The following is a 14,349-nucleotide window of genomic DNA, read 5'->3' on the forward strand; positions in this document are numbered from 1 at the left end:
GGCTAGTCTCCAGAATCTATCAAATCAATCTGCTCGGCATGTAACACCATTCTGCTCTGACCATTGCGTGCCTGATGGCAGCTAATAAAGCCTTCGAGAGTGAGTTGCGTGCCGACCGTTATATGTTGAGTAATCACCTGATGGGTGCTGCCGCTGATAATCACCGGCATTTGACACCAGGCTTGCCGGTGGAAACCGGCTTCCTCTTGCACAGAACGATGCTCAAGCACGAACTGGCAATGAGGAATCCCTGACGGACTGACTTTTCGAACCGGCGTCTTGCACACAGTGCCAGACAGGCGCAGTCGATTTGCCGTCATGTCGGATTACTCTTCAGAATCCCCAGCATCTGAGTCATCAGCCGATTCGTTAGCAAAGTCTTCGCGGCGATCACGACGCTCATCTTTAGCTTTAACCATCGGAGATGCTTCAGTTACCGCGTGCTTAACGCGCATAACCATGCTGCGGATAACGGCGTCGTTGAAGCGGAAGTTAGTTTCCAGCTCGTCAATCACTTCCTGCGGCGCTTCTACGTTCATCAGAACATAGTGAGCTTTGTGCAGTTTGTTGATTGGGTAAGCCAGCTGACGGCGGCCCCAGTCTTCCAGACGGTGAATCGTGCCCTGTGCACCGGTGATAGCACCAGTGTAACGCTCGATCATACCTGGAACCTGTTCGCTCTGGTCAGGGTGGACCATAAATACGATTTCGTAATGACGCATCGATAGCTCCTTACGGATTATTCAGCCTCCTGTCAGGGTCAGCTGCGGCCCACGGAAGCAAGGAACGTTATAGGTTGCGAATCATTTAAAAAATGAAACACACCTCTGAATGCAGCTGAAAAATTGACGCGTAATCATACTGGCGTCCTTGCGGAAACTCAAGCGCACAATTCATCAAATGGCGACTATCGTGCCAGCTGATGCGGCTTTTCGTGCTAAGTGAAATGCATCAGTGAGTTAGAGAAGGTTTTATCAAATTCTCTGAAGAAGGCGTTCAAAGGGACGATCTGGCGGCAAATTGGTTAAGAACTACACTGTTTACAGGCGCAACGAATTCCGCTTTTCGCCGCGTCTGAGAGTGCAATCCCTGGAGTGAGGAGTCGATAATGAAAAAGATCATTTTCGCCACTTTACTGGGTCTCTTCCTGTCTACACCCGCTCTTGCCAGCTCCGCTGACTTCGCGCAGCAGATGAGAAGTCACAGCAGCAACGCGGCATCAGGCTATGTCTACGTCAATCGGCTGGATGCGCCTGCAAGCAGTAACCCAGTCAGTGCCAATACCAGCGCCGCCGAACGGTTGTCATCACAACTCTGATTCGGCAACCTAAACGGGCTGGCGCCAATCACGCCAACCCGCATTTTTATAAATGATGTTTAAAGAAACTGACCAGCGCCGTCAGGGCCGCAGGCGTGATTTTATGGCCGATGTTTTTTTCAGATAGCGTGGTCACATGGTGATCGAGTTCTGCCTCGCCTAAGGCTTTCTGCAAACGCGCCGTTTCAGCAAAGGGCACCACTTCATCCGCTTCGCCGTGCCACAACAGTAAAGGTCGATTCGCCAGTTTCTCCAGTTGTTCGCTGGGATCATACGGCGCCAGCGGTGCTAAACGCGCGGCAAAAGCCTCTTTCTGCTCTGGCGTGCGCGCCACCAGCGGCGGAAACAGCGTATGACTCAGCTGCATGAAATAGCCGGAACCCATCAAACACGCCACGCTGTGAATCTGTGGATAGCGTGCCATCGCGCCCAGCGCGGTCATGCCGCCCATTGAGGCGCCTGCCACGGCAAAACGCTCATCCGCAATCCAGTCGTTATCACGCAGCGCCTTTTCCAGCAACGGCACTTCATCGATGTTCTGTTTAAGGATCTCCCAGAAGTGGGTCATCCTCGCGTCGGTATCGCCGTTGTAACGTGCGCCGTGCATGTCCGCATCGGGCATAATCACGCGGAAACCGGCCTGCGCCAGCGCCACGGCAAAGTAGCTGTAAACCTCTTTCGATGAGGTAAAACCGTGATAGAACAACACCGTCGGCAAGCGCGCCTGGCGCTGCCCGGCCGGTGATGCATGAATACATTCAATGCCTGCCAGATTCTCCGTTGCCAACTCAATCATACCGCCTCCATTGAGAATGATTATCACTGGACTCAGTGTAAGCGCTGCCTGACAAAATGCGAGCCACTTCACATTAAGTTTGAATAATTTCTGCCCTAAACATTTAGCCCACTTTGCCGTTGATCTTGTACCCCTTCAATAATCTCAAAAGGTACTTTATGAAGCGTCTTTCTCTCAGCGCCATGGGTCTCGGAATCAAGCTGTCTGTATTGACGTCTTTGAGCGTGGCAATTGTGCTATTTACGCTGACCTTGACCCTGAGCCATAACGCGGCACGTCAGCTGGAGCAGCTGGCAACCGATGATATGCAGAATCAGGTGCAAGGCATTAATGAAATGGCCACCATGTTCAACGCCACGCTGTCGGAAGAGGTGGCAAATTACACCAAACTGTTCCAAAGCTTCCTGCCAAAACGTTTTAGTCGTGACGACAGCGAACGTGTGCAGGTAGGTGAATTCAGCACGCCAACGCTGCGAGCGGGATTGAAAACCCTCAACCTCGATCAGATCGCGGTAGATGATTTTCTCGATCGTACTGGTGCGGTATCCACCATCTTCGTGCGTGACGGCGAAGATTACATCCGCATCGCCACCTCGCTGAAAAAAGAGGATGGCAGCCGCGCGGTGGGCACCAAACTGGATCGCAGCAGCGCCGCCTGGCGCAGCGTCAATCAGGGCACGGTCTATCGCGGCCTGGCGACGCTGTTTGGCCATCGTTACATCACGCAGTATCAGCCGGTGCAGGATAGCAGCGGCGCGGTAATCGCTATTCTGTTCGTCGGGGTACAGATCGACGCGCAGTACGCGCTGATGCGTGACAAAGTGCTGGCGCGCCATCTTGGTGACAGCGGCACCTTCTCGGTGTTGAATGGGACGCCGGGCAGCAGCCAGGGCCAATATCTGTTTGATCGTCACGCTGAAGGCAAACTGCCGCGCTGGGATAACGCCACGCAGCAGCAATTGCTTAGCCAGCCGAAGGGATTAGTGGCGATTGAACTGGATGGCGAAACCAGACTGCTGGCGTGGCAGCAGTTGCCAGGCTGGAACTGGATTATCGCCGGTGAAGTGAGCCGTGCCAGCCTGCTGGCGCCAATCACGCACAGCCGTAACCTGTTTATGGCGATTGGCCTGGCGTTGGTGATCGCGTTTGCCATTGGTTTTATGTGGTACAGCCGCCGTGCCATCACACGTCCGCTGCAGCAGGTGATCCATCTGGCAGAACAGTACGCCGCTGGTAATCTGCAGGCACATCTCGACTCTTCACGTCGTGATGAGATTGGTCAGCTGGTCAGCGCGATCAACGGCATTGGCGATGGACTGGAGAAAGTCGTTAGTCAGGTACGTTCGGCGGCGCGGGAAATCAGCAGCGGCACCGATACCATCGCCGCCAGCAGCTCCAGCATCAGCGAGCAGATTGGCCGTCAGGCCAGCAGCGTGGAGGAAACCTCGGCCAGCATGGAGCAGTTTGGCGCCACCGTGGCACAAACCGCTGCCAACGTGCGACAGGCGATGGCGCTGGTCGGTGAAGCGGCTAATACCGTGAATCAAGGCGGCAGCACCGTGGCACGTTCGGTGGAAACCATGTCGGAGATTCGCGTGGCGTCGCAGAGCATCGCCGATATCACCCATGTGATTGAGTCGATCGCCTTCCAGACCAACATTCTGGCGCTTAATGCCGCGGTTGAAGCCGCTCGCGCCGGTGAACACGGTAAAGGCTTTGCGGTGGTCGCGGCGGAAGTGCGCGCGCTGGCACAGCGCAGTGCTACGGCAGCCAAAGAGATTGATGGATTGATTGCCAGCTCCATCGATAAAGTGGCGGCCGGCCATACGTTATCTGAGCAGACGCGCGATGCGATGAGCCATATCGTCAATCACATCGAGCAGGTTAAAACGCTGATGGGTGAGATCAATATTGCCGCGCAGGAACAGGCGGCGGGCATTGGTCAGGTGAATCTGGCGATGAATCACATCAGCCAGGCCACGCATCAAAGCAGCGATATGATTAACCAGTCAGAAACCACCGCCAATCATCTGAGTAAGAAAGGGCATCATCTGACGCAGCTGGTGAGCATTTTTCATTTGAAAGACTAAAAGCCACAGGAAGATGGCTTACACTTGAGCCATCTTCCTGCTTCAGGAGTTGCTATGCGTACTCTCTATTTGGCCTTAACGCTGCTGCTCAGCGGCTGCGCCGCTTTCACCACCACGCCACAAGCTCCGCCGCCGCCCACGCAGCACGCGCAGGAGATTTCACGCGCGCAGAGTATTGGCCTGCCGAAGCTCGGCACTATCACCACCACCACACGCGGCTCGCCGGATGATGCGCAGCGCGCTATTGCCGCGAAAGCCAACCAGGCGGGGGCGGTTTACTATCAAATTCTGATGCTGGATGAAACCACCCTTCCCAGCTTCTGGTACGCCACTGCCATTCTGTATGGCGCGCCGTCAACCGGCGCTGCAGCGCAACAGTAAGCGCGCGCAGAGATCGTCGCTTAATGCCCGTGTGCCGCGCAGATCAAGCTGCTGCTGACACCAGCCATCGGCCAGCGGCGGCTCTGCCACTTTCAGCAAAATCGCGGCACTCGCCAGCTGCAGTAATTCGCGCGTAATTTCGCGTGCCTGCCCTTCGCGCGGGTTCGCGAGCTGCAAGCGTAATTGCCGCCAGCGGCGATCAAAGTGACGATTACTGCCCTTCACCGCCTCAAACTCATCATGCAGCATGGTCATCACCTCGGCGTGACGTCCGAGCACCCGCAGGACATCCAGGCACATCACATTGCCGGCGCCTTCCCAGATGCTATTCACTGGCATCTCACGATAAAGACGCGGCAGCTCGCTCTCTTCGCAATAGCCAATGCCGCCCAACACTTCCATCGCTTCTGCCACAAAAGGCATGCCCGCCTGGCAGATCACATATTTGGCGGCGGGTGTGAACAGGCGTGCGTATAAGCGCTCATGTTCGCTGGCCGGTGTTGACCAGGCGCGCGCCAGCCGCAGCAGCAGTGCGGTTTGCCCTTCCAGCTGTAGCGCCTGTTGCGCCAGCACCGCGCGCATCAGTGGTTGATCGATAAGGTTCTTGCCCATCACCTGACGCTGCTGCGCATGATGCACGGCAATCGACAGCGCACGGCGCATCTGTCCGTGGCTGCCCAGCGCGCAGTCGAAGCGCGTCATGCCGCCCATCTTGAGGATCAGCCGCACACCTTCGCCCTCTTCGCCCATCAGCCAGCCGATAGCGTCCTGAAATTCCACCTCCGCACTGGCGTTGGAGCGATTGCCGAGCTTGTCTTTAAGGCGTTCGATGCGAATGGCGTTGCGCGTGCCGTCCGGCAGCAAGCGTGGCAGGAAGAAGCAACTCGATCCCTGTGACGTTTGCGCCAGAATCAGATGCGCATCGCTTTGCGGGACCGAGAAAAACCATTTATGGCCGGTGATGCGATACGCTTCGCCCGCCCCGCGCACGCCGAGCGGTTCGGCGCGTGTGGTGTTGCTCAACACATCGGTGCCGCCCTGTTTTTCCGTCATGCCCATGCCAATCAGCAGGCCGCGTTTCTTATTGCCCGGCAGATGATGCGCATCGTACCGATCGCTGAGCAGCGCTTCGCGCCAGTCAGCGTAGGGTTCAGGCAGATGATTTTGCAGCAGCGGAATGGCGGCGTGCGTCATCGTCACCGGACAGAGCGAGCCGGCTTCCACTTGGGCATGCAGGATAAATCGTGCGGCACGCGCCACCATCGCCTGTGGCTGAACGTCGGGCTGCCAGCTGAGATTGTGAATCCGACTGGCGCATAATCCCTGCATCAGCAGATGCCAGGCGGGATGAAAACGCACTTCGTCGAGGCGTTCACCGCGCGCGTTGTAGCGCAGCAGTTCAGGCGCTTCGACGTTAGCTAAGCGGCCTAGTTCAAGGGATTCGGCGCTGCCAAGTTGCAAGCCGACGGAAGCCAGCCATTCGCGATCCCAGCTGGCACCTTCGCGTGCAACGGCCTCGCACAGGGCGATATCGCGCGTGAACAGATTGCTGTTACTGAGTGGATGGGGCTGATTAAATACGGTGTGAGTGGTCCAAATCATATAACGTCCTCCTCATACTCATTTTTCAAGTATGAAGAGGATGTGCAGTTATGCCTGGCCTGGAAAATTTTTTGCGGCGGGGATCACGCCTGACGCTGACGAACGGCTTCGAACAAGCACACGCCGGTGGCAACTGACACGTTGAGTGACGAGACGCTGCCTGCCATTGGGATGCTGATCAGCTCATCGCAATGCTCACGCGTTAAACGACGCATACCTTCACCTTCCGCGCCCATCACCAGCGCCATTGGGCCGGTCATTTTGCTTTGGTAAACGGTGTGATCGGCTTCGCCTGCGGTACCAACCACCCAGACGTGGTATTCCTGCAGCAAGCGCAAGGTGCGCGCCAGGTTGGTGACGCGAATCAACGGCACGTTTTCCGCTGCGCCGCTGGCCACCTTCTTCGCGGTGGCATTCAACGGTGCTGCACGGTCTTTTGGCACGATGACCGCATGCACGCCCGCGGCATCCGCGCTACGCAGGCAAGCACCGAGGTTGTGCGGATCGGTAACGCCATCCAGCACCAGCAGGAACGGCTTCTCAAGGCTCTGCAGCAGATCCGGTAAATCACCCTCCTGATACTGCTTGCCTGGCTTCACGCGCGCCACGATGCCCTGATGCACGCCGCCTTCAACCTGGCTATCGAGCCATTGACGGTTCGCCACCTGCACCGGGATTCCCTGAGCTTCCAGTGCGAGGATCAGCGGCTGCAGGCGACGATCGTCGCGGCCTTTAAGGATAAAGACTTCCTGAAAACGCTGAGGATCGCGCTCCAGCAGCGCCTGCACGCTATGAATACCAAAAATTATTTCACTCATTACTTTGCTCAAGGTTGGATTTAGATCGTTGAATACGGAGATTCAGGTGCGCATGAATGCGCACCCTACAACGGTTTCGTCAGGTCGCCCTGCAAGGCGACCAAACTATCAGGCTTCGTCAGGCTGCTTCTTCGACGCGCGCTTAGACTTGGTGGCGGCGGCGATTTTACGGGTTTTCTCGGAGACTTTTTTGCCTTTTTTCTCGGTTTTAGCCGGTTTTTCAGCAACAGCAGGCTTTTTCTTTTCGCCGCGGAACGCTGAATCAGGTTCGAAAGTGCCCTTCTTGCCGGCATCACGACGACGCTTGGCTGGCGGCTTGCCGCCGCGTTTCTCACGCTCACGTTCGGTTTTGCCTTCGCCGCGCGGTACACGCTTGCTGGAGATCAGCGCGAAGTCGATTTTACGCTCGTCCATATGCACGGCTTCAACCCGCACTTCCACCGCATCGCCCAGACGATAAGTACGGCCGCCGGATTCACCAATCAGACGCTGACCCACCGCATCGAAGCGATAATAGTCGTTATCCAGCGAGGAGACGTGCACCAAACCATCGATAAACAGTTCGTTAAGACGTACGAAGAAACCAAAGCCGGTCACGCTGGAGATCACGCCGTTGAACACGTTGCCAACCTGATCCTGCATGAAGTCACACTTCAGCCAATCGGCAACATCGCGCGTGGCTTCATCAGCACGGCGCTCGGTCAGTGAACAGTGTTGGCCCAGCTGCAGCATCTGCTGCATGTCGTAGTGATAGCCGCCGGTCGGCGTGGTGATGCCGTCCACTTCGCCGCGCTCTTTTGCCAGCAGATATTTGATGGCGCGATGCAACAGCAAATCCGGATAGCGGCGAATCGGCGAGGTGAAGTGCGCATACGACGCCAGCGCCAGGCCGAAGTGACCCCGGTTCTCAGGATCGTAAACCGCCTGTTTCATCGAACGCAGCAGCATGGTTTGCAGCATTTCTGCGTCTGGGCGATCGGCCACTTGCTTCAGCAAGGCGGCATAATCGGTCGGGTGTGGCTTAGTGCCACCCGGCAGGCTTAAGCCCAGCTCGTTCAGTACGGTACGGAAGCTTTTGATGCTGTCTTCGCTTGGACGATCGTGATCGCGGAACAGCGCAGGCTCTTCATTTTTCTCAACAAAACGCGCTGAGGCGATGTTGGCGAGAATCATACACTCTTCAATCAGCTTATGCGCATCATTGCGTGAGGTGCGCTCAACGCGCTCAATGCGACGCTCGGCGTTGAAGATGAACTTGGGTTCATCGGTCTCAAACGAAATGCCGCCACGCTGCTCACGCGCGGTTTCCAGCACCTGATACATGTTGTGCAACTCGTGCAGATGGGGAACCTGCGCCGCGTATTGTTCACGCAGATCGGCATCACCTTGCAGAATGTTCCACACTTTGTTGTAGGTCAGTCGCGCATGGGAATTCATCACCGCTTCATAGTGTTTGAAACCGGTAAGTTTGCCGCTGGAGGAGATGGTCATCTCACACACCATGCACAAACGATCAACCTGCGGATTCAGCGAGCACAAGCCGTTGGAGAGAATCTCCGGCAGCATCGGGATAACCTGCGACGGGAAATAGACCGAGGTGCCGCGCTGATGCGCTTCATCGTCCAGCGGCGTGCCCGGACGCACGTAATAGCTGACGTCGGCAATCGCCACCCATAAACGCCAGCCGCCGCCGCGTTTCTTCTCGCAGAAAACCGCATCATCAAAGTCACGCGCATCTTCACCATCAATGGTGACCAGCGGCAACTTACGTAAATCAACACGTCCCAGCTTCGCTTCTTCCGGTACTTCTTCTTTCAGCTTAGCGATCTGCTTCTCAACTTCTTCCGGCCATGTGTGCGGGATTTCATGGGTGCGCACCGCCATATCGACCGCAAGGCTGGTGCCCATATCGTCACCCAGCAGCTCGGTCACTTTGCCGATCGCTTTGGTGCGACGCGTCGCACGTTGGGTGATTTCAACCACCACCACTGAACCCATACGCGCGTTAAGCGTTTCTTCTTGCGGGATCAGGATGTCGAAACTCAGGCGGCTGTCATCCGGCACCACAAAACCGGTACCTGCATCGGTAAAGTAGCGGCCGACGATCTGGCTGTTACGTGGCTCAAGCACGCGCACCACGCGCGCTTCACGACGACCTTTACGATCGGCGCTGCCTGGCTGCGCCAGAATCACGTCGCCGTGCAGGCAGAATTTCATCTGCTCAGCAGAGAGATAGAAATCATCTTTCTGACCTTCTACGCGCAGGAAGCCATAGCCATCGCGATGGCCAATCACTTTACCGCGAAGCAGATCAAGACGTTCTGGCAGGGCGTAACATTGACGGCGAGTAAACACCAGCTGGCCATCACGCTCCATGGCGCGCAGACGACGACGCAGCGCTTCCAGCTGCTCTTCGCTGGTGATATTCAATTCCTGCGCGATGTCATCGCGGCTGGTCGGCTTTTCGCGTTTTTCCAGCAGTGCCAGAATAAATTCGCGGCTTGGAATTGGGTTTTCGTATTTTTCAGCTTCTCTATCCTGATAAGGATCTTTTGACATTACGGTTCCTCCGATGTCATTTAATTTGGATTGCCACCGGCGGTTCGGACAATAAAAGTTGGTACAGCGAATCGTTATCTTTGACCAAATCGGCCAGCGTATACTTGTCCAGTTCCTTGAGGAATAGCTGGACCGCATCGTGCAATGCTTTACGCAAACGACAGGCTGGCGTGATCACACACTCGTCGCAGTTCACGAGCTGCAATGGCTCCATTCTTCGCACCACATCGCCAATGACGATTTTTTCCGGGTCCATGCCTAAACGAATTCCGCCGTTTTTACCGCGTGTTGCGGCGACAAAGCCAGCCCGGCTAAGTTGATTGATGATTTTAACCATATGGTTACGCGACACCCCGTAGGTATCGGTGACTTCGGTAATGTTGGTCTGCTTACCTTCCGGTAACGTCGCCATGTAAATCAGGGCACGCAGACCATAATCGGTAAAACTTGTTAGCTGCACATATACCTCAGTGAATCATCGAACGTTATGGTTATGCGCCGGTCGGCGTGATGTTTAAATATGATGATAAACCAGAGCGTGGTGGCCGGTGCGTTTTTTTCCGGCAAGTATCGATATTTGCAAGAAAAAATAGAGTGAGTGGAGTCAAAGATTAGAAATACAAAGGCCGGACAGAGTCCGGCCTGAGGAGATTATGCGTCGAACGGGTCGCGCAGAATCATGGTCTCACTGCGGTCTGGGCCGGTAGAAATAATATCAATCGGCACACCGGTCACTTCTTCTACACGTTTGATGTAGTCACGTGCAGCTTGCGGCAGACCTTCCAGCGTCTTAACGCCGAATGTGGTCTCGCTCCAGCCTGGCATGGTTTCGTAAATCGGCTCAATGCCTTCCCAGCCTTCAGCTGCCAGCGGCGTGGTGGTCATTTCGCGGCCATCTGGCATGCGATAAGCCACACAGATTTTCACTTCTTTCAGGCCATCCAGCACGTCCAGTTTGGTCATGCAGAAACCTGACAGGGAGTTGATCTGTACGGCACGGCGAACGGCAACCGCATCCAGCCAGCCGGTACGACGACGACGACCGGTGGTCGCGCCGAACTCGTTACCTTGAGCACACAGGAACTCGCCGGTTTCATCGAACAGTTCGGTCGGGAATGGACCGGCACCCACGCGCGTTGAGTAGGCTTTCACGATACCCAGCACGTAATCAACATAGCGTGGACCAATACCTGAACCCGTCGCTACGCCACCTGCGGTGGTGTTTGAGGAGGTCACGTATGGATAGGTACCGTGGTCGATATCCAGCAGCGTACCCTGCGCACCTTCAAACATGATCAGGTCGCCACGCTTGCGCGCGCCGTCCAGCAGATCAGACACATCAACCACCATGCTGGTAATGATATCGGCCACCGCCAGCGTATCACTCAGCACTTTTTCGTAGTCAACTGCGTCGGTTTTGTAATAGTTAACCAGCTGGAAGTTGTAGAAATCGACGATCTCTTTCAGCTTCACCGCAAAGGTTTCTTTGTTGAAGAGATCGCTCACGCGCAGACCGCGACGTGCCACTTTATCTTCATAGGCAGGACCGATACCGCGACCGGTGGTGCCGATAGCTTTAGCGCCACGCGCTTTTTCGCGCGCCACATCCATTGCTACGTGGTACTGCAGAATCAATGGGCAGGCTTCAGAGATCAACAGACGTTCACGTACCGGCACACCGCGCTCTTCCAGACCTTTCATCTCTTTCATCAGCGCTTCAGGCGACAGGACAACGCCGTTACCAATGATGCTGATAACGTTTTCACGCAGAATGCCAGATGGAATTAAGTGGAGGACGGTTTTTTCACCGTTGATGACAAGTGTGTGGCCTGCATTATGGCCACCTTGGTAACGCACGACGTAATTCGCGCGCTCTGTCAGAAGGTCTACGATCTTACCTTTACCTTCGTCACCCCATTGGGTGCCCAGTACGACGACGTTCTTACCCATTTTTTCAAAATCACCGATTGCTTAAAAATGGATTCTACCACCTGACTTTTACTCTTTCAGCACTTTTAGCATACGATTGCGCTGTTTTTTGCCTGAGTTTTGCTCAGCTCACAACATGTTGGGGGAACAGCGGCCAACAGACACAATTGAGTCGGGCGGCCTCACATAATTTCAGGCTGATTAACGCGCATGCATGCTGATCATGGCGTAAATCACCACGCCGGCCACCACTAAACCGCCACCAAAACGATGCAAGAGACGATCGGGCAACTGCGTCATCGCCAGAATCATCCGCCGCCACGCACGTGGCATAAACATCGGTCCAAGTCCTTCCAGCACCAAAACCAAAGCCAGCGCCATCCAGATGGTTGAGTTCATGATTTTTTCCCAAAAAAAAGGCCGACAACATTGTCGGCCTGGACTTTATATCAGTTCTTAACGCGTGGCGTTAGAGGGCGCTTTCATATAGCGGAAGAAATCGCTATCCGGGCTCAGCACCAGCACATCCTGATTGTCTGAGAAGCTATTCTCATAGGCGCGCAGGCTGCGGATAAAGGCATAGAAATCCGGATCCTGGCTGAAGGCATCAGCAAACAGTTTTGCCGCTTCACCATCACCTTCACCGCGCGAAATCAGCGCTTCACGCTGTGCTTCTGCCAGCGTGCGCGTAACCTGATAATCGGCCTGTGCACGCAGTTTCTCTGCCTCTTCCTGACCTTGTGAACGCTGACTACGCGCTACCGCTTCACGCTCGGCGCGCATACGGTTGTAGATCGCGTCAGACACTTCAGTCGGCAGGTTGATCTGTTTGATGCGCACGTCGACAACTTCAATACCTAACGCAGCCATGCTGTTCGGGTTTGGTGCCGGCTCACTGCTGTTGGTTTCACGTTCTACACGTGCTGCCGCACTCGCAATCGCATCATCCGCTGCTGGCGTCTGAACGTCATCATCATTGCCAGCGCTGCCGGTGTTCAGGGCATCACGCACGTCGGTGGTTAAACGGCCACGTGAATCGGTCACGATGTCTTTCACATCCAGACGACCCATTTCAGAACGCAGACGGTCACTGAACTTACGTTTCAGCAGCACTTCTGCCTGAGAAACGTCGCCACCACCGGTTGCCAGGTAGTAACGGCTGAAGTCACTGATGCGCCACTTGATATAAGAATCAACGATCAGGTCTTTTTTCTCTTTGGTAACAAAGCGGTCAGCCTGGTTATCCATGGTCTGAATGCGCGCATCCAGTGATTTCATGGTTTCGATAAACGGAATTTTGAAATGCAGACCCGGTGCGTACACCAGCGGTTTGTTTTCGTCATCACGCAGAACCTTACCAAAGCGCAGCACGATGCCGCGTTGGCCTTCCTGCACCACGAACAGTGACGCGTAAAGCACCACCAGCACTACAATAATTACGGCGATGATTGGCTTACGCATCGATTACTCCCTCCCCTGGCGCTGGGTATCGTTGCGCAGCGCATTGGCGCGACGCTGATCCATGATGCTGTCTGGACTGTAAGATGAAGAATCTCCACGGCTCGCATTACTATCGGACGACGAAGGAGACTTCATTAGATTCGTCATTTTCTGACCGCCCTGGCCAGATGCCTGACCACCGCGCATCAGTTGATCCAATGGCAGGACCGTCAAATTATTACCACGATCGCTGATCAATACCTTGCGGGTATGACTCAGCACACGTTCCATGGTTTCAATATAGAGACGCTCTTTCGTGATTTCTGGTGCAGCTTTATATTCAGGCAGCAAGCGAGCAAAACGCGCCACTTCACCCTGCGCTTCTAACACCGTACGTTCTTTGTAAGCACGACCCTCTTCGAGGATACGTTGCGCCTGACCATTAGCACGCGGCTGAACTTCGTTCGAATAAGCTTCAGCTTCACGAACATACTGTTCACGGTTTTCACGCGCGGCAATCGCATCATCAAACGCGGCTTTTACTTCTTCTGGTGGGCGTGCCGCCTGGAAGTTTACGTCCAGCAGGGTAATTCCCATGTTGTACGGACGGATGGTCTCGTCAAGCTCACGCTGAGTTTCGCTACGTACCACGGTACGACCTTCCGTCAGGATGCGGTCCATAGTTGAGCGACCAATCACGCCACGCAAGGCGCTGTCGGTGGCCTGACGCAGGCTGTCGTCGGCACTGGTCACGGCATACAGATAACGCTCAGGATCCGTCACGCGATACTGCACGTTCATCTCAACGCGCACTACGTTCTCATCCGACGTCAACATCACGCCAGACGCCGCCAGTTCACGTACGGCTTCTACGTTTACGGCGCGAACCTGATCGACGAAAGTCGGTTTCCAGTTGAGGCCTGGCTCAACCAGATGGCTAAATTTGCCAAAGCGCGTGACGACGCCACGTTCCGCTTCTTTGATGGTGTAGAAACCGCTAGCCGCCCAGATAACGACTGCCGCTACGGCAACAATGCCAACCACTTTGCCACCGCTACCGCCGCTGCGCTGGCCATTGTCATTCTGTTTGCCACCGCCCAGTCCGCCGAGTTTTTTACTCAACTTTCGGAAGATATCATCCAGATCAGGTGGTCCCTGATCGCGACCTCCTTTATTTCCCCCAGAGTTGCCGCCTTGATTATTGCTGCTTCCCCACGGGTCGCGGTCCTGTCCGTTATTTCCGGGCTGATTCCACGCCATGTTTCTACTCCATTTATTGTATTTACGTTTTTTACCCTTCATCTTTCGGATTGCAGCTTCGTTGGCTGCCTTCGTTCACCCCAGTCACTTACTGATGTAAGCTCCTGGGGATTCACTCAGTTGCCGCCTTGCTGGAATCCGAAATATTCGGGTAAA

14 protein-coding genes are annotated in these 14,349 nt (G+C 55.1%); 3 read left to right on the plus strand and 11 right to left on the minus strand.

Going from position 1 to position 14,349, the window contains the following annotated elements:
• Positions 1 to 2 precede the first annotated feature (2 nt).
• Positions 3 to 320: a primosomal replication protein N gene (gene priB, locus ACYAC5_RS17025; RefSeq protein ID WP_007892027.1), complete on the minus strand. Its 318-nt coding sequence runs from the start codon at positions 318 to 320 to the stop codon at positions 3 to 5.
• Between the two features lie 6 nt (positions 321 to 326).
• Positions 327 to 722 (minus strand): 30S ribosomal protein S6, encoded by a 396-nt coding sequence (rpsF, locus tag ACYAC5_RS17030; protein ID WP_101762874.1) that lies wholly within the window; start codon positions 720 to 722, stop codon positions 327 to 329.
• A gap of 386 nt (positions 723 to 1,108) precedes the next feature.
• Here rpsF and ACYAC5_RS17035 point away from each other — a divergent pair, with 386 nt between their 5' ends.
• Positions 1,109 to 1,318, plus strand: a complete 210-nt coding sequence (locus ACYAC5_RS17035; protein WP_192412255.1) for a hypothetical protein — start codon at positions 1,109 to 1,111, stop codon at positions 1,316 to 1,318.
• Between the two features lie 46 nt (positions 1,319 to 1,364).
• Here ACYAC5_RS17035 and yjfP read toward each other — a convergent pair whose 3' ends face one another.
• On the minus strand, positions 1,365 to 2,114 hold the full coding sequence (gene yjfP, locus ACYAC5_RS17040) for an esterase (RefSeq protein WP_110867431.1): 750 nt from the start codon (positions 2,112 to 2,114) through the stop codon (positions 1,365 to 1,367).
• Between the two features lie 158 nt (positions 2,115 to 2,272).
• Here yjfP and ACYAC5_RS17045 point away from each other — a divergent pair, with 158 nt between their 5' ends.
• Entirely contained in the window at positions 2,273 to 4,204 is a 1,932-nt protein-coding gene (locus ACYAC5_RS17045) for a methyl-accepting chemotaxis protein (protein WP_192412257.1), read from the plus strand.
• A gap of 54 nt (positions 4,205 to 4,258) precedes the next feature.
• Positions 4,259 to 4,585, plus strand: coding sequence for a biofilm peroxide resistance protein BsmA (gene bsmA, locus ACYAC5_RS17050; protein ID WP_192236131.1), 327 nt, complete (start codon positions 4,259 to 4,261; stop codon positions 4,583 to 4,585).
• Here the strand turns inward: bsmA and ACYAC5_RS17055 are convergent.
• The 8 genes from ACYAC5_RS17055 to hflK all read right to left on the minus strand — a co-directional run bounded on the left by ACYAC5_RS17055 (position 4,559) and on the right by hflK (position 14,193).
• A complete protein-coding gene (locus ACYAC5_RS17055) occupies positions 4,559 to 6,187 on the minus strand; it encodes an isovaleryl-CoA dehydrogenase (protein WP_462062050.1) in 1,629 nt (542 codons plus the stop codon). The genes bsmA and ACYAC5_RS17055 overlap by 27 nt on opposite strands.
• A gap of 83 nt (positions 6,188 to 6,270) precedes the next feature.
• Positions 6,271 to 7,005 carry a 23S rRNA (guanosine(2251)-2'-O)-methyltransferase RlmB gene (rlmB, locus tag ACYAC5_RS17060; protein ID WP_101762868.1) on the minus strand — a complete coding sequence of 245 codons (735 nt, stop codon included), beginning with the start codon at positions 7,003 to 7,005 and terminating at the stop codon, positions 6,271 to 6,273.
• A 108-nt stretch (positions 7,006 to 7,113) separates the two neighbouring features.
• Positions 7,114 to 9,564: a ribonuclease R gene (gene rnr / locus ACYAC5_RS17065; RefSeq protein WP_192412261.1), complete on the minus strand. Its 2,451-nt coding sequence runs from the start codon at positions 9,562 to 9,564 to the stop codon at positions 7,114 to 7,116.
• Positions 9,565 to 9,580: 16 nt separating this feature from the next.
• A complete protein-coding gene (gene nsrR, locus ACYAC5_RS17070) occupies positions 9,581 to 10,024 on the minus strand; it encodes a nitric oxide-sensing transcriptional repressor NsrR (RefSeq protein ID WP_008103609.1) in 444 nt (147 codons plus the stop codon).
• A 191-nt stretch (positions 10,025 to 10,215) separates the two neighbouring features.
• A complete protein-coding gene (locus ACYAC5_RS17075) occupies positions 10,216 to 11,514 on the minus strand; it encodes an adenylosuccinate synthase (RefSeq protein WP_192412263.1) in 1,299 nt (432 codons plus the stop codon).
• 180 nt (positions 11,515 to 11,694) lie between these two features.
• Entirely contained in the window at positions 11,695 to 11,892 is a 198-nt protein-coding gene (locus tag ACYAC5_RS17080; RefSeq protein WP_008103612.1) for a DUF2065 domain-containing protein, read from the minus strand.
• Between the two features lie 57 nt (positions 11,893 to 11,949).
• On the minus strand, positions 11,950 to 12,954 hold the full coding sequence (gene hflC / locus ACYAC5_RS17085; protein ID WP_101762865.1) for a protease modulator HflC: 1,005 nt from the start codon (positions 12,952 to 12,954) through the stop codon (positions 11,950 to 11,952).
• 3 nt (positions 12,955 to 12,957) lie between these two features.
• Positions 12,958 to 14,193 (minus strand): FtsH protease activity modulator HflK, encoded by a 1,236-nt coding sequence (gene hflK / locus ACYAC5_RS17090; RefSeq protein WP_101762864.1) that lies wholly within the window; start codon positions 14,191 to 14,193, stop codon positions 12,958 to 12,960.
• Positions 14,194 to 14,349 lie beyond the last annotated feature (156 nt).

The sequence above is a fragment of the Pantoea sp. y20 genome, assembly GCF_054903455.1.

Coding starts and splice junctions, on each gene's coding strand:
- ACYAC5_RS17035 (WP_192412255.1), top strand. CDS start 1,109: ATGAAAAAGATCATTTTCGCCACTTTACTGGGTCTCTTCCTGTCTACA.
- rlmB (WP_101762868.1), bottom strand. CDS start 7,005: ATGAGTGAAATAATTTTTGGTATTCATAGCGTGCAGGCGCTGCTGGAG.
- ACYAC5_RS17055 (WP_462062050.1), bottom strand. CDS start 6,187: ATGATTTGGACCACTCACACCGTATTTAATCAGCCCCATCCACTCAGT.
- hflC (WP_101762865.1), bottom strand. CDS start 12,954: ATGCGTAAGCCAATCATCGCCGTAATTATTGTAGTGCTGGTGGTGCTT.
- yjfP (WP_110867431.1), bottom strand. CDS start 2,114: ATGATTGAGTTGGCAACGGAGAATCTGGCAGGCATTGAATGTATTCAT.
- rnr (WP_192412261.1), bottom strand. CDS start 9,564: ATGTCAAAAGATCCTTATCAGGATAGAGAAGCTGAAAAATACGAAAAC.
- ACYAC5_RS17045 (WP_192412257.1), top strand. CDS start 2,273: ATGAAGCGTCTTTCTCTCAGCGCCATGGGTCTCGGAATCAAGCTGTCT.
- ACYAC5_RS17075 (WP_192412263.1), bottom strand. CDS start 11,514: ATGGGTAAGAACGTCGTCGTACTGGGCACCCAATGGGGTGACGAAGGT.
- rpsF (WP_101762874.1), bottom strand. CDS start 722: ATGCGTCATTACGAAATCGTATTTATGGTCCACCCTGACCAGAGCGAA.
- ACYAC5_RS17080 (WP_008103612.1), bottom strand. CDS start 11,892: ATGAACTCAACCATCTGGATGGCGCTGGCTTTGGTTTTGGTGCTGGAA.
- priB (WP_007892027.1), bottom strand. CDS start 320: ATGACGGCAAATCGACTGCGCCTGTCTGGCACTGTGTGCAAGACGCCG.
- bsmA (WP_192236131.1), top strand. CDS start 4,259: ATGCGTACTCTCTATTTGGCCTTAACGCTGCTGCTCAGCGGCTGCGCC.
- hflK (WP_101762864.1), bottom strand. CDS start 14,193: ATGGCGTGGAATCAGCCCGGAAATAACGGACAGGACCGCGACCCGTGG.